We start from the raw sequence: 12807 nt of genomic DNA, 5'->3' as shown, positions 1-12807 counted from the left end.
TACGATGGAAGATATTATGTGAAATATAATACCAGTTTTTCAGACCCTTCGTCTTTTTGGAGGGCGACAGCCGTTATGCGGAATCGGTGTTACATCTCGAATTAACGAAATCGTCAATCCTGCGGCCTGAAGCGAACGTAACGCTGATTCGCGTCCGGATCCTGGTCCCTTTACATAGACCTGTACCTTTCTTAGACCGTGTTCTTTCGCCTTTTTTACGCAGTCTTCCGCAGCCATTTGAGCGGCAAATGGCGTGCTTTTTCTGGAACCCTTAAATCCCTGCATTCCAGATGACGACCACGCAATAACGTTTCCGATTGGATCTGTAATGGTAATGATTGTATTATTAAAAGTTGACTGTATATGTGCAATTCCTTCCGGAATGTTCTTCTTCTCTTTTTTCTTGCCTGTCTTTCTTACCTGCTTAGCCATTTTTCTCCTCGCTCAACCACTTGATTCTAAATTTATAATTAATTATTTTTTCTTTCCTGCGATAGCTCTTCTCGGACCTTTTCGCGTTCGTGCGTTCGTATGTGTTCTTTGTCCTCTTACCGGAAGCCCCTTACGATGACGCAGACCTCGGTATGCTCCCACATCCATCAGTCTTTTGATTGACATGGAGATATCTCTTCTCAGGTCACCTTCCACTTTATGGTCTCTATCGATTATAGTTCGTATTGCATTGATCTCGGAGTCAGCAAGTTCATCAGTTTTTGTATCAAAGCTGATCTCAGCCTTTTCAAGAATTTCCTTCGCCTTTGTCCGACCTATTCCATAGATATACGTTAAGGCTATTTCCATTCTTTTATTCTTTGGTAAATCTACACCTGCAATTCTTGCCACCTGATCTCCTCCTGATTACATATTCTATGGACTATCCCTGTCTCTGCTTATGCTTTGGATTTTCACAGATAACCCTAAGCAAACCGCGTCTTTTTATAATTTTGCACTTATCGCATATTTTTTTGATTGATGACCGTACTTTCACAATTTCACTCCTCTGCCTCTATTTTTACAATTAAGCGTTTATAATTAAGCTTTACTCACAACTTTAACTATTTTCAGTTATCCTACTTTGTCCTGTAAATAATTCTACCTCGTGTGAGATCATAGGGCGACAATTCCACCGTAACTTTATCGCCAGGCAATATTTTAATAAAATGCATCCTCATTTTTCCTGAGATATGTGCCAGTACCCGATGACCATTTTCTAATTCCACTCTGAACATTGCATTGGGCAGTGGCTCAATTACTCGGCCTTCTACTTCTATGGGTTCTTCTTTGGCCATAAACCTACCTGATATTTCTTTTGCTTACTTTGATTCAATATGAATGCAGATCCTTTTAGCAATAATTTCTTATGATCCTCTGGATCGTTCAACTGTATTTCATCGCAGTAATCTCCGGATCTTAGTTGATACAACTCAAGATATCCGGACCATTTTCAGTTATCGCAACGGAGTGCTCAAAGTGAGCGGAATACTTACCATCTTCCGTGACGACTGTCCAATTATCATTTAATACCTTAACTGAATATTTGCCGGCATTTACCATGGGCTCGATCGCAAGCACCATTCCTTTTTTCAGTAATATCCCTCTGCCTTTTGATCCGAAATTCGGCACCTGCGGATCTTCATGCAAACTTTTACCGATTCCATGTCCCACAAAATCCCTGACCACTGAAAATCCCGCACTTTCGACATGAGCCTGTATGGCGGCTGAGATATCACCCAGTCTGTTCCCTATCCTTGATTCCTTAATCCCTTCGCATAAGCTCTCTTTTGTAATCTGCAGTAATCTTAACAATTCCTGTGAAACCTCACCGACTGGCACGGTTATGGCTGCATCTCCATAATACCCGTCATGATAAACTCCGTAATCCAAGCTGACAATGTCTCCATCACGTAAGATTCGTTTTGAAGGCATTCCATGCACAACTTCTTCATTAACGGACACACAAAGCCCAAATGGAAAGCCATTATAACCTTTAAATGCGGGTTTTACCTTTTTACGGGCAGCCAGCTCTTCCGCGTACTCTTCAAGGTCAATCGTTCTTATTCCGGGTTTTACACTATTCATTAATTCCTGAAGTATTTCCGCTACGATCCGGCTGCTCTTTCGAATTTTTTCTATTTCTTCAGGTCTCTTTAAAATAACCATTTTATCTGTTTCTGGAAAAGGCAGGTCTCTTCATCTTCTTCTTGCAATCTTGCCTTTCTTTAGAAATCCCTCATATTGTCGTGTCAGAAGATGTGTTTCCAACTGCCCCGCCGTATCCAGTGCAACCCCTACTACGATCAGTAACGCCGTCCCTCCAAAGTAGAACGGCACATTAAAATAGGCTATGAGAATACTCGGCAGAACGCAAACTGCTGAAACATATATCGCACCGCTGAATGTCAGTCGGGTCAAGACATCGTCTATATATTCAGCCGTCTTTTTTCCCGGCCTTATTCCCGGAACGTATCCGCCATATTTCCTCATATTTTCAGCTACATCATTCGGGTTAAACGTCACCGCTGTGTAAAAATAACAAAAAAAGACGATAAATCCTACATATAATACTTCATAACCTATTCTTCCCGGAACCAACGCATCCGCTACGACCTTCATCCAAGGGTGCGGTACAAAGTTAGCAATCGTAGCTGGAAACATGATTATCGATGACGCGAATATCGGCGGAATGACACCGGCTGTATTGACCTTCAGAGGCAGGTGGGTTGACTGCCCTCCATAGACCTTCCTTCCAACAACCCTTTTCGCATATTGAACAGGAATCCGTCTCTGTCCGCTCTCTACAAATACAATAACACCTATAACGGTGATCATCATGGCGATGAGAATAATGATCAGGAAAAAACCCATCTCTCCTGTTGATAAAAGTCTAAAGGTGTTGATTATGGCTTCCGGTCCTCGGCATACAATTCCAGCAAAGATAATTAAGGATATTCCGTTTCCAATTCCCTTTTCAGTGATCTGTTCCCCAAGCCACATTAAAAAGGCCGTGCCTGCCGTCAGGGTCAGGACGGTCATTAATCGAAATCCCCAACCCGGTTGCATAACAATGGATACTCCCGTCGGACCTGCCATGTTTTCCAATCCGACTGATATTCCGAAACCTTGTATTATGCTGAGTACGATGGTCCCGTAACGGGTATACTGCGTTATTTTTCTTCTTCCTGCCTCCCCTTCTTTTGATAGCCTTTCCAGATGAGGCACAGCTACAGTAAGCAGTTGAAGGATGATTGACGCACTGATGTAAGGCATGATCCCGAGTGCGAACACGGACAGGTTACTCAGCGCCCCTCCTGCGAACATGTCAAAGAGGCCCAACAAAGACCCTTTAGCCTGTTCAAAATATGCCATTAAGGCCGCTGTATCAATTCCTGGAGTTGGAATATGCGCTCCGACGCGATACACGCCCAACATCAAAAGAGAATAAAGTATTCTCTTTTGCAATTCCGGAATCTTATTAATGTTCTTCAGGCCTTCTATCAAATCAGACTACCTCGATGACCGATCCGCCTGCAGCTTCAATTTTCGCTTTTGCTCCCTGACTGATCATTTTGATTTTTACAGTCAGCGGATGGTCAATTTCTCCCTTTCCAAGGATCTTAATCTTCTCTGCTGAACTTTTTACCATCCCGCTTTCTTTTAATCGATGCTCATCAATTTCCACGCCGGTTTGAAACCCGTTCAGTTTTTCGACATTCAAAGTAACGATATCTTTTAAGATCCTGCTCCGAAATCCTCTTTTGGGCAATCTCCGTGACAACGGCATCTGGCCACCTTCAAAGCCATCCCTTACCCCACCTCCGGACCTCGCATTCTGGCCTTTGTGCCCTTTACACGACGTCCCACCATGACCAGAACCGCTTCCTCTGCCGATCCGCTTTCTCTTTTTTCTTGATCCCTCGGGTGGCCTTAACTGACTTAAATCCATTACTCCACTCCTTCAACTTCCTCGCAACTGACAAGATGACTTACCTTGTTTATCATTCCTCTGATTTCAGTACAGTCCTTCAGGACAACCGCCTTATTGATTTTCGACAATCCCATGCCTCTGAGCGTGTCTCTCTGCTTTGAAGGTCTGCCAATTGCGCTTTTCTTCAGTGTTATTTTAAGTTGCTTGCTCACTCTGCGGTCCCCTTGATTCTATATTTCCGATATGGACTTTCCTCTCGAAGCTGCTATCCTGCCCGGGCTTTCCAATCTGCATAACCCTTCAATCGTCGCCTTTACAAGATTATGTGGATTGTGAGAACCTAAACATTTCGTTAGAATATTGTGAATACCGGCTACTTCAAGTACCGCTCTCACAGCTCCACCCGCAATCAAACCGGTACCTTCTGACGCAGGTTTCAGAAGCACCCGGCCAGCACCGAATTTACCGATTACTTCATACGGTATCGTACCTTTTTCAATCTCTATTTTAGTCATGCTCTTTTTAGCCTGTTCCATTCCTTTTCTGATGGCCTCAGGTACTTCATGAGCTTTTCCTAATCCGGCACCCACCGAGCCATTACCGTCACCGACCACAACAATTGCACTAAACCTGAAGCGTCTTCCACCTTTCACAACTTTTGCTGTTCTGTTGATGGCAATGACTCTATCCAAATATTCAACTTCGCCCAAATCTTTCTTGTCCAATTATCAGTCCCTTTAAGATGAATAAATTTGATCCGTTATCTTAAAACTTTAACCCTTCTTCTCGCGCCCCGTCTGCTAAAGCTTTTACTCTACCGTGGTATAAATAACTTCCCCTATCAAATACGACCTCTTGAATTCCCATATCTCTCAGTTTTCTGGAAATTGATCTGCCTACTTCTTTTGCAGCTTCAACTTTTTTCACATCGGTTATCTTACTCTTTACATCATCACTAATGGTGGAGGAATGGGCTATGGTTTTGCCTTCATTATCAGCAACTGCCTGCACATAGATATGCTTTGAACTTCTAAATACAGAAAGTCGTGGTCGCTCTGTAGAGCCGCTGATTTTCGCACGAACACGAGCTTTTCTCTTGTCCCTAATTTTCTGAACTTTTTTTGAAGCCAATTTTTTACCTCGTCATTAATCTATATTTATAAATTAATCATGGATATAGACGTTACGCGCCTACAGATTTTCCAACCTTTCTCCTCACCTGCTCGTTCGCATATTTAATTCCCTTTCCTTTATATGGTTCAGGTTTTTTTATCCTGCGAATTTCAGCTGCGACCTTACCCACTTTTTCCTTATCAATTCCGGACAGGATGATGTTTGTTGCCTTTTCGATTTTTAGATCTATACCTTCCGGGACAGCGTATATTATGGGACTCGAATATCCTATCGTCAACTTAAGATTTCTACCCTCAGCCTCTGCTTTGAACCCTACACCTACAATCTCTAGACTTTTCTCATAACCGGTGCTTACTCCTGTAATCATGTTCTGGATCAATGTTCTTACCAAGCCATGATACGAACGATCCTCCCGGCTGTCGGAATGCCTTTTTACCAATACTTTCGTCTGATCCATAACCACTTCTACCTTTTCAGGTATAATTGTAGTCAATTCCCCACGTGGCCCCGCAACTTTGATCGCATTTCCAGTTCGCTCACACGTTACATTAGCGGGCAGTTCTATCGGCTTCTTCCCAATTCTTGACATGATAACTCTCCTGTCGTTATCCTCTTACAACCTTACCTCAAAATATCCTTACCAAACCTTACAAAGCACTTCTCCACCGACACTCTTTTCTCTGGCCTCTTTGTCCGTAATGACGCCCTTTGATGTCGATATGATTGCTACGCCATAGCCATTCAGAACCTTGGGAATTTCATCCCCTTTCACATAGACTCGTCTTCCTGGCTTGCTTACTCTTTGGATATCATTAATGATGGTTCTCTTAGAATCGGGATACTTCAAGTATACTTTGAGAACATCATGACCTTTCTCATCCTTCTTTACATCATAACCGCCGATATACCCCGTTTTTTTCAGCACTTTGGCGATATTAACATTCACTCCCGAATACACTACATCAACACTTTTAAAGTGAACTCTGTTTGCATTCCGGATTCTTGTCAGCATGTCAGCAATAGGATCGGTCATCCCCATATAACTGCTCCTTAAAAAATAATGACTACCAGCTTGATTTAATAACTCCCGGAATTTCGCCTTTTGACGATAACTTCCTTAAGCATATCCTGCACATACCAAACTTTCTATAGTATGCTCGCGGCCTTCCGCAAATTGAGCACCTGTTGTACGTTCTCACAGAATATTTCTGCTCCCGTTTTGCCTTTGCTATCAAGGATTTTTTTGCCACTCCGACTCCTCCGGTTAATTCTCTCCCTCGACAAATTCTTTAACTTCTAAATGGAACTCCCATAAACTTCAAAAGTGCTCTTGCTTCTTCATCGGTATTCGCACTCGTCACAATCGCGATATTCATTCCGCGAATCTTTTCAATCTTATCGTACTCAATTTCCGGGAAAATAATCTGCTCTTTAACGCCTATTGAGTAATTTCCACGACCGTCAAACGTATTCGGAGACACGCCTCTAAAATCCCGAATTCTTGGCAGTGCAACATTAATAAATCGGTCAAGAAATTCATACATTCTTTCCCTTCTCAAGGTAACCCTGCATCCGATGGACATACCCTTCCGCAGCTTGAATGTCGCAATAGACCTTTTCGCTTTCGTAATTACAACCTTCTGCCCTGTTATCATTTCCAGTTCGCCGGCAGCACTGTCCAGGATTTTTACATTCTGGATCGCCTCACCCAGGCCCATATTAACAACGATTTTCTTCATCACGGGAACCTGCATGGGATTCTTGTAACCAAATTCTGAAATCAGCGCTGGAATAACTTCCTTTTTATAATAATCTTTTAATCTAGCCATGTCGTCGCTACCTATATATCCAATATATCATTGCATTTCTTGCAGATTCTTACTTTCTTTCCATCTTCAAGCTTTTTGATACCGACTCTTGTCTCTTTGTTACATTTCCCACACATCATCATAACGTTCGAAGCATGTATCGGTCCTTCTTTTTCGACAATCCCGCCTTTACCCATCGCGTTGGCTTTCTGGTGCCGTTTGACCATGTTCATCTTTTCTATGACAACTCTGTTTTTCTCGCTGATCACCGTCAAGACTTTCCCAGTCTTACCTTTTTCCCTTCCGGATATCACCTTTACGAAGTCCCCTTTTTTCAGATGCTTCAATTGCATTGCTATTCTCCATATTTAATTAACATTCCTGGCAAATATCTCACCGCATAATCCTCATGATGGTTGCTCAGAGCACTTCAGGAGCCAGCGATATGATTTTCATGAACTGCCTTGCCCGCAATTCTCTGGCTACCGGGCCAAAAATACGAGTCCCGATCGGCTCCATCTGATTGCTTATTAATACGGCGGAATTGTCGTCAAATTTCAAATAAGATCCATCCTGACGTCTGACCTCTTTCGCAGTTCTTACGATGACGGCCTTCATCACATCGCCCTTCTTCACCTTCGAATTGGGCATAGCTTCCTTGACCGCCACAACAATAACATCTCCAACGCCAGCATACCTTCTTTTCGAACCACCAAGCACTTTAATGCAGGCGACCTTTTTAGCGCCTGAATTATCGGCCACATTAAGTACGGTTTGCATCTGAATCATTATGCGACTCCATCCACTCTTCCCAAGTAGTTTCTTCCTATTCTGCTTTTGCAACGATACGAAGCATTCGCCATCTTTTCAGTCTGCTCAATGGACGCGATTCCATGACAATGACTGTATCCCCGACTTTACATTCATTTTTCTCATCATGGACCATATACTTGACATGTTTTCTTGTATATTTATGAAAAACCGGATGTTTCACCAGGCGCTCAGCCCGAATCACAATGGTCTTGTCCATTTTATTACTGACAACAACGCCCTTAATAGTCCTGTTGAAGCCTCTCTCGCTCAATGCTCTTTAACCCCCTTTTCCCGTAACACTGTTTTTGCACGTGCTATATCCCTTTTTATTTTTCCAAGCGCCGCTGATGATTCCAGCTGCCCCGCAGCACTGCGCATTCTCAGGTTAAAAAGCTCCTCTTCCAACTCTTTATTTTTTTGCCTTATCTCATCAAGGCTTTTCTCTCTCCATTCTTTAGCCTTCATCTGTCAGCTCCCTAGAAAGAAACCTTGTCCCTATCGGAAGTTTGTGTGATGCCAGTCTGAAAGCTTCTCTCGCCACTTCCTTGGAGACTCCCTGCATCTCATAGAGTACCGTGCCTGGCTTGACGACAGCCACCCATTCTTCCGGTGCACCTTTTCCTTTTCCCATGCGAGTTTCTGCTGGCTTCTTTGTTATTGATTTATGGGGAAATATTCTTATCCATATCTTACCGCCTCTACGGACATGGCGCGTAATGGCAATTCTCGCTGCCTCAATCTGCCTTGCGGTTATCCAGCCACATTCTTCTGCTTGAAGTCCATATTCCCCAAAAGATATTTTACTTCCTCTTGTGGCGGTTCCTGTCCTTCGACCCCTTTGCAACTTCCTATATTTCACCCTTTTTGGCATTAACATGGAAAAAAACCCTCTTTTTTATAACCTAGTCATCTTCCCGAGTTTAATATTTTACCCGCTTCTATGGTTTTTCAAGTTCCTTTCTTCCCGGAAGCACTTCACCGTGAAATATCAATACCTTGATGCCGATCTGCCCATAAGCAGTCTTTGCTTCCGTAAAACCGCTGTCTATATCCGCTCTTAATGTATGCAGGGGCACTCTGCCTTCACGATACCACTCCGTTCTTGACATTTCAGCGCCACCTAGTCTTCCGGAACAACTTACTCTGATCCCTTTGGCTCCAAATTTTAGTGCGGTTAAAACACATTTCTTCATTGCTCTACGAAATGCAACTCTCCGCTCCAACTGCGTAGCGATGTTTTCGGCAACAAGCTGAGCGTCAATCTCCGGTTTTCTGACTTCCAGGATATTGATGATGATTTCGCTACTGGAAACGTTCTCCAGCTCTTTCTTCAGCTTTTCAATCTCCGCACCTTTTTTGCCGATTATGATTCCAGGACGCGCAGCATAAATATTCACCTTTGCCTTATTGACCGCTCTTTCGATGTCTATATGCGATATCCCCGCATGATAAAGCTTCTTTTTCAGATAACCGCGAATTTTGAGATCTTCATACAGCATCGAGCGATAGCTCTTATCAGCATACCACCGAGAATTCCAATTCTTGTTGATTCCCAGTCTCAGACCGATGGGATTAACCTTCTGCCCCAATCTCGCACCTCCCCATTATTACTTTTCGTCCAAAATAACGGTAATATGACTCATTCTCTTTTTGATTGATGCAGCTCGGCCCTGGGCTCTTGCACGCCATCTTTTCATAGAAGGTCCCTGATCTACAAAAATCTCTTTTACAAATAATATTTTTTCATCGATGTTTGGATTCTGTACAGCATTTGCGAATGCTGATTTGAGAACTTTCCCGACAATTTGTCCAGATCGCTTCCGGGAATAATTCAGGATCTCCCTCGCATCGTCCACCTTTTTACCACGAATCAGATCCACAACCAGCCTCGCCTTCTGAGGTGATATCCTTATATATTTTGCAGTTGCTTTCGCTTCCATATTTTCGTCTCTGCGCTCTTTACTTATCCAAAAATGTTCAATAAATAATTAATTATTTCCGCACTTTAGATTTTCTATCCCCTGCATGACTGAAGAATATCCTCGTTGGTGCAAATTCACCTAGTTTATGACCAACCATATTCTCCGTTACAAATACCGGTATGAATTTTTTTCCATTGTGCACTGCAAATGTATGTCCTATCAAATCAGGGGTAATCGTCGACCTGCGTGACCAGGTTTTAATAACACTTTTATTCCCGGACGCAACAGCCTTTTGAACCTTATCAAAAAGTTTTTCATCAACAAATGGACCTTTTTTGATTGATCTTGCCACTTCCTATCCCCTTCTCTTTACAATGTATTTATCAGTGCTTTTGTTGGATCGCGTTTTATGTCCCTTTGTTGGTACGCCCCAAGGGGTGCAGGGATGCCGCCCTCCTGAAGACCTTCCTTCGCCGCCACCCATGGGATGGTCAACCGGATTCATGACAACTCCTCGAACTTTCGGTCTTTTACCGGCCCATCTCGTCCGCCCTGCTTTGCCTACGCTGATATTTTCATGCTCATTATTGCCTACCTGACCAATTGTCGCCCTGCAGTCTATAAAAATCTTTCTCATTTCCCCAGATGGCAGTCGAACCTGTGCGTAACTTCCTTCCTTGGCCATCAACTGTCCATAGGTTCCCGCACTCCGGATTAACTGGCCGCCTTTTCCTACTTTCAGCTCGATATTATGTATCAGTGAACCTACAGGAATATTTCTCAGAGGCATTGCGTTTCCTGCTTTGATATCGGCTCTTTCTCCGCTTACAATCTTCTCTCCGACAGCAACTTTTGCAGGAGCAATAATGTATCTCTTTTCGCCATCCTCATAGCTGACCAAGGCTATTCTGGCAGATCTGTTCGGGTCATATTCTATGGAAGCGATTTTACCGGGAACATCCAGTTTCTCTCTCTTGAAGTCTATAAATCGATAACGTCTTTTATGCCCGCCGCCAACGTGTCTGCTTGTTATTCTTCCGAAGTTGTTTCGACCGCCTGTTTTTTTTATAGTTCCAAGAAGGCTTTTTTGGGGCTGATCCGTCGTTACTTCTTCAAAAGTAGAACAAGTCTGATATCTTCTTCCTGGTGAGGTTGGTTTATATTTTCTGATCGCCATCCGTTTACATCCCTTCTTTATACACCGTGGTATATATCAATAGTGTTTCCCTGGGCAAGCGTTACAACCGCCTTTTTCCAATCCCTTCTCTTTCCGATAATCCGACCTGTCCTTTTTTTCTTGCCCTTAATATTAATTACATGAACATCGTCCACGGTCACTTTTAAAAGTCTCTCCACCGCTTTGCGAATTTCTATTTTATTTGCCCTGCGATCCACTTCGAAATAATATTTGTTCTTTTCGTCCTTTTCCAAGGTACTTTTCTCAGTGACCAGCATTCTCTTGACGATCTGATGCAATTCCGTCATGATTTCAGCGCCCCTTCCAATTTCTTAACAGCCGGCTCTATGATTACGAGATGCTCATGATTTAATACATCATAAACATTTAAACCTTCGGACCTTACCATCTTGATGCCCGCTATATTTCTTGAAGACTTCTCCAAAAATTCGTTCCGTTCTTCTGTAACGAACAAGGCTTTTTTTAAACCGAACCGGTCAACAACCTCTTTAAACTTTTTGGTTTTGATTTCATCCAGAGGGAAATCCTTCAACACAACCAGCTTCTGCCCCTGATACTTCAGGCTTAGCACTGAGCGCAATGCATTTTTCCTGACTTTTTTTGGAACATTATACTTATAATCTCTTGGAACCGGTCCAAACACGATGCCTCCACCTCGCCAAATGGGAGACCTGCTCGTTCCCGAACGAGCTCTGCCTGTACCCTTTTGCCGCCAAGGCTTTTTACCTCCACCACTCACGTCACTTCGACCTTTGGTCGCCGCCGTACCGAAGCGCCGTGACGCCATCTGCATCCTGACCACATCATAAATTACTGCATCATTAACTTCAGCGCCAAACACAGCGTCATTAAGCTCGATCTCGGACACTTTATTTTTATTAATATCAAATACTTCAGCAACCAACATCTTATTCACCCTTGAATAACGTAACTTCAAGCCTTAGCAGACTGTTTTATAAATAAATATCCATTACGCGCGCCGGGAACTGCTCCTCTGATCAGAATCAGGTTCCTCTCAGGCCGCAAGCTCCAGATCATAAGATTTTTCACAGTTTTCTGCTTGTTCCCCATTTGTCCGGGTAATTTTTTCCCTTTAAATACGCGTGACGGGTACGCACTCGCTCCAATCGAACCGGGCGCACGATGGAACATCGAGCCATGGGACGATCTACCCCCCCTAAAGCCATGCCGTTTAATCACACCAGCAAAGCCCTTGCCCTTTGTCGTGCCGGTAATGTCGACCATCTCACCGGACTCGAATATATCCAGCGTGATCTCCTGGCCCAGCTCATATTCCTGAATCTGGTCACAGCGCATTTCCTTGAGGATACGGAAGCATCCTTTATCTGCTTTGGCGAAATGCCCCTGCAACGGCTTCGTTGCCTTATTCTGCTTTATCCTGCCATATCCGAGTTGAATTGCATCATAACCATCTTTTTCAACAGTTTTCTTCTGAGTAATAACCGATGGTTCAACCTCAATTGCCGTCACCGGGATAGCTGCTCCATCTTCAGCAAAGACCTGAGTCATCCCAATTTTTCTGCCAATGATCATCTTTTTCATCAGATCCACTTCATCTTCTACATTCATTATTGAAACGTTATTTTTTTCCTTATGACCTGATACTCAAGCGGACAGTGGAGCACCCGCTGTACGCCTCTTCATGATATTAGGCCTTAATTTCAACATCCACACCAGCAGACAAGTCCAGCTTCATCAGTGCATCTACCGTGGACTGTGTCGGCTCTATAATGTCAATTAACCTTTTGTGTGTTCTTATTTCAAATTGCTCTCTTGACTTCTTGTCGACGTGCGGCGAACGGTTCACACAATACTTGTTGATCTCCGTCGGAAGCGGTACAGGACCGGCAATCCTCGCACCTGTCCGCCTCGCCGTTTCCACAATTTCTTCCACCGAGCGATCAAGTAATTTGTAATCGTAAGCCTTAAGGCGAATTCTTATTTTTTGATCTTTCATGTCCTTGTCTGATCCAATCACTTATGCGC

At 43.4% G+C, this 12807-nt stretch carries 27 protein-coding genes; all 27 read right to left on the bottom strand.

Annotated features, from left to right (window positions below; translation table 11 throughout):
* Positions 1-39: 39 nt before the first annotated feature.
* The 27 genes from rpsK to rpsJ all read right to left on the bottom strand — a co-directional run bounded on the left by rpsK (position 40) and on the right by rpsJ (position 12778).
* A complete protein-coding gene (gene rpsK, locus SYN_RS01585; RefSeq protein ID WP_011416239.1) occupies positions 40-432 on the bottom strand; it encodes a 30S ribosomal protein S11 in 393 nt (130 codons plus the stop codon).
* Positions 433-474: 42 nt separating this feature from the next.
* Positions 475-843 carry a 30S ribosomal protein S13 gene (gene rpsM, locus SYN_RS01580; protein ID WP_011416238.1) on the bottom strand — a complete coding sequence of 123 codons (369 nt, stop codon included), beginning with the start codon at positions 841-843 and terminating at the stop codon, positions 475-477.
* 31 nt (positions 844-874) lie between these two features.
* Positions 875-988, bottom strand: coding sequence for a 50S ribosomal protein L36 (gene rpmJ / locus SYN_RS15645; protein ID WP_083756405.1), 114 nt, complete (start codon positions 986-988; stop codon positions 875-877).
* Positions 989-1070: 82 nt separating this feature from the next.
* Entirely contained in the window at positions 1071-1289 is a 219-nt protein-coding gene (gene infA, locus SYN_RS01575) for a translation initiation factor IF-1 (protein WP_011416237.1), read from the bottom strand.
* A 121-nt stretch (positions 1290-1410) separates the two neighbouring features.
* The gene (gene map, locus SYN_RS01570) at positions 1411-2160 is read right to left on the bottom strand and encodes a type I methionyl aminopeptidase (RefSeq protein ID WP_011416236.1); all 750 of its coding nucleotides are present in this window, start codon (positions 2158-2160) and stop codon (positions 1411-1413) included.
* 30 nt (positions 2161-2190) lie between these two features.
* The gene (gene secY / locus SYN_RS01565; protein WP_011416235.1) at positions 2191-3498 is read right to left on the bottom strand and encodes a preprotein translocase subunit SecY; all 1308 of its coding nucleotides are present in this window, start codon (positions 3496-3498) and stop codon (positions 2191-2193) included.
* A 1-nt stretch (position 3499) separates the two neighbouring features.
* A complete protein-coding gene (gene rplO, locus SYN_RS01560; protein ID WP_011416234.1) occupies positions 3500-3943 on the bottom strand; it encodes a 50S ribosomal protein L15 in 444 nt (147 codons plus the stop codon).
* A complete protein-coding gene (gene rpmD, locus SYN_RS01555; protein WP_011416233.1) occupies positions 3943-4137 on the bottom strand; it encodes a 50S ribosomal protein L30 in 195 nt (64 codons plus the stop codon). Before rpmD ends, rplO begins: the two co-directional genes overlap by 1 nt.
* 18 nt (positions 4138-4155) lie before the next feature.
* Complete coding sequence (rpsE, locus tag SYN_RS01550) at positions 4156-4650, bottom strand: 30S ribosomal protein S5 (protein ID WP_011416232.1); 495 nt, start codon at positions 4648-4650, stop codon at positions 4156-4158.
* Between the two features lie 40 nt (positions 4651-4690).
* The gene (rplR, locus tag SYN_RS01545) at positions 4691-5056 is read right to left on the bottom strand and encodes a 50S ribosomal protein L18 (protein WP_011416231.1); all 366 of its coding nucleotides are present in this window, start codon (positions 5054-5056) and stop codon (positions 4691-4693) included.
* 52 nt (positions 5057-5108) lie between these two features.
* Positions 5109-5648 carry a 50S ribosomal protein L6 gene (gene rplF / locus SYN_RS01540; RefSeq protein WP_011416230.1) on the bottom strand — a complete coding sequence of 180 codons (540 nt, stop codon included), beginning with the start codon at positions 5646-5648 and terminating at the stop codon, positions 5109-5111.
* A 48-nt stretch (positions 5649-5696) separates the two neighbouring features.
* Positions 5697-6098, bottom strand: a complete 402-nt coding sequence (gene rpsH / locus SYN_RS01535; protein WP_011416229.1) for a 30S ribosomal protein S8 — start codon at positions 6096-6098, stop codon at positions 5697-5699.
* Positions 6099-6123: 25 nt separating this feature from the next.
* Entirely contained in the window at positions 6124-6309 is a 186-nt protein-coding gene (locus SYN_RS15640) for a type Z 30S ribosomal protein S14 (RefSeq protein ID WP_011416228.1), read from the bottom strand.
* Positions 6310-6348: 39 nt separating this feature from the next.
* Positions 6349-6888, bottom strand: coding sequence for a 50S ribosomal protein L5 (gene rplE / locus SYN_RS01530; RefSeq protein ID WP_011416227.1), 540 nt, complete (start codon positions 6886-6888; stop codon positions 6349-6351).
* Between the two features lie 11 nt (positions 6889-6899).
* Positions 6900-7220: a 50S ribosomal protein L24 gene (gene rplX / locus SYN_RS01525; RefSeq protein ID WP_011416226.1), complete on the bottom strand. Its 321-nt coding sequence runs from the start codon at positions 7218-7220 to the stop codon at positions 6900-6902.
* A 67-nt stretch (positions 7221-7287) separates the two neighbouring features.
* Positions 7288-7656, bottom strand: coding sequence for a 50S ribosomal protein L14 (rplN, locus tag SYN_RS01520; protein WP_041584592.1), 369 nt, complete (start codon positions 7654-7656; stop codon positions 7288-7290).
* Between the two features lie 37 nt (positions 7657-7693).
* Positions 7694-7951, bottom strand: a complete 258-nt coding sequence (gene rpsQ, locus SYN_RS01515) for a 30S ribosomal protein S17 (protein ID WP_011416224.1) — start codon at positions 7949-7951, stop codon at positions 7694-7696.
* Positions 7948-8145 (bottom strand): 50S ribosomal protein L29, encoded by a 198-nt coding sequence (gene rpmC, locus SYN_RS01510; protein ID WP_011416223.1) that lies wholly within the window; start codon positions 8143-8145, stop codon positions 7948-7950. The genes rpsQ and rpmC overlap by 4 nt, the downstream gene beginning before the upstream one ends.
* Positions 8135-8557 carry a 50S ribosomal protein L16 gene (gene rplP, locus SYN_RS01505; protein WP_011416222.1) on the bottom strand — a complete coding sequence of 141 codons (423 nt, stop codon included), beginning with the start codon at positions 8555-8557 and terminating at the stop codon, positions 8135-8137. The genes rpmC and rplP overlap by 11 nt, the downstream gene beginning before the upstream one ends.
* A gap of 61 nt (positions 8558-8618) precedes the next feature.
* Positions 8619-9269 (bottom strand): 30S ribosomal protein S3, encoded by a 651-nt coding sequence (rpsC, locus tag SYN_RS01500; protein ID WP_011416220.1) that lies wholly within the window; start codon positions 9267-9269, stop codon positions 8619-8621.
* 18 nt (positions 9270-9287) lie between these two features.
* The gene (gene rplV, locus SYN_RS01495; protein ID WP_011416219.1) at positions 9288-9620 is read right to left on the bottom strand and encodes a 50S ribosomal protein L22; all 333 of its coding nucleotides are present in this window, start codon (positions 9618-9620) and stop codon (positions 9288-9290) included.
* Between the two features lie 52 nt (positions 9621-9672).
* Positions 9673-9954: a 30S ribosomal protein S19 gene (rpsS, locus tag SYN_RS01490; protein ID WP_011416218.1), complete on the bottom strand. Its 282-nt coding sequence runs from the start codon at positions 9952-9954 to the stop codon at positions 9673-9675.
* 3 nt (positions 9955-9957) lie between these two features.
* Positions 9958-10779, bottom strand: coding sequence for a 50S ribosomal protein L2 (gene rplB / locus SYN_RS01485; RefSeq protein ID WP_011416217.1), 822 nt, complete (start codon positions 10777-10779; stop codon positions 9958-9960).
* A 17-nt stretch (positions 10780-10796) separates the two neighbouring features.
* Positions 10797-11087: a 50S ribosomal protein L23 gene (rplW, locus tag SYN_RS01480; protein WP_011416216.1), complete on the bottom strand. Its 291-nt coding sequence runs from the start codon at positions 11085-11087 to the stop codon at positions 10797-10799.
* Entirely contained in the window at positions 11084-11707 is a 624-nt protein-coding gene (gene rplD, locus SYN_RS01475; RefSeq protein ID WP_041584591.1) for a 50S ribosomal protein L4, read from the bottom strand. The genes rplW and rplD overlap by 4 nt, the downstream gene beginning before the upstream one ends.
* Positions 11708-11733: 26 nt before the next feature.
* On the bottom strand, positions 11734-12363 hold the full coding sequence (gene rplC / locus SYN_RS01470; protein WP_041585243.1) for a 50S ribosomal protein L3: 630 nt from the start codon (positions 12361-12363) through the stop codon (positions 11734-11736).
* Positions 12364-12469: 106 nt separating this feature from the next.
* Positions 12470-12778 carry a 30S ribosomal protein S10 gene (rpsJ, locus tag SYN_RS01465; RefSeq protein WP_041584590.1) on the bottom strand — a complete coding sequence of 103 codons (309 nt, stop codon included), beginning with the start codon at positions 12776-12778 and terminating at the stop codon, positions 12470-12472.
* Positions 12779-12807: the final 29 nt, after the last annotated feature.

It is taken from the genome of Syntrophus aciditrophicus SB (assembly GCF_000013405.1).
Classification (GTDB): Bacteria; Desulfobacterota; Syntrophia; order Syntrophales; family Syntrophaceae; genus Syntrophus; species Syntrophus aciditrophicus.
This window is presented reverse-complemented; position numbering and strand designations above follow the sequence as displayed.

Coding starts and splice junctions, on each gene's coding strand:
- rpsK (WP_011416239.1), bottom strand. CDS start 432: ATGGCTAAGCAGGTAAGAAAGACAGGCAAGAAAAAAGAGAAGAAGAAC.
- infA (WP_011416237.1), bottom strand. CDS start 1,289: ATGGCCAAAGAAGAACCCATAGAAGTAGAAGGCCGAGTAATTGAGCCA.
- map (WP_011416236.1), bottom strand. CDS start 2,160: ATGGTTATTTTAAAGAGACCTGAAGAAATAGAAAAAATTCGAAAGAGC.
- rplO (WP_011416234.1), bottom strand. CDS start 3,943: ATGGATTTAAGTCAGTTAAGGCCACCCGAGGGATCAAGAAAAAAGAGA.
- rplF (WP_011416230.1), bottom strand. CDS start 5,648: ATGTCAAGAATTGGGAAGAAGCCGATAGAACTGCCCGCTAATGTAACG.
- rpsH (WP_011416229.1), bottom strand. CDS start 6,098: ATGGGGATGACCGATCCTATTGCTGACATGCTGACAAGAATCCGGAAT.
- rplE (WP_011416227.1), bottom strand. CDS start 6,888: ATGGCTAGATTAAAAGATTATTATAAAAAGGAAGTTATTCCAGCGCTG.
- rplX (WP_011416226.1), bottom strand. CDS start 7,220: ATGCAATTGAAGCATCTGAAAAAAGGGGACTTCGTAAAGGTGATATCC.
- rplN (WP_041584592.1), bottom strand. CDS start 7,656: ATGATTCAGATGCAAACCGTACTTAATGTGGCCGATAATTCAGGCGCT.
- rpmC (WP_011416223.1), bottom strand. CDS start 8,145: ATGAAGGCTAAAGAATGGAGAGAGAAAAGCCTTGATGAGATAAGGCAA.
- rplP (WP_011416222.1), bottom strand. CDS start 8,557: ATGTTAATGCCAAAAAGGGTGAAATATAGGAAGTTGCAAAGGGGTCGA.
- rplV (WP_011416219.1), bottom strand. CDS start 9,620: ATGGAAGCGAAAGCAACTGCAAAATATATAAGGATATCACCTCAGAAG.
- rplB (WP_011416217.1), bottom strand. CDS start 10,779: ATGGCGATCAGAAAATATAAACCAACCTCACCAGGAAGAAGATATCAG.
- rplW (WP_011416216.1), bottom strand. CDS start 11,087: ATGACGGAATTGCATCAGATCGTCAAGAGAATGCTGGTCACTGAGAAA.
- rplD (WP_041584591.1), bottom strand. CDS start 11,707: ATGTTGGTTGCTGAAGTATTTGATATTAATAAAAATAAAGTGTCCGAG.
- rplC (WP_041585243.1), bottom strand. CDS start 12,363: ATGAAAAAGATGATCATTGGCAGAAAAATTGGGATGACTCAGGTCTTT.
- rpsJ (WP_041584590.1), bottom strand. CDS start 12,778: ATGAAAGATCAAAAAATAAGAATTCGCCTTAAGGCTTACGATTACAAA.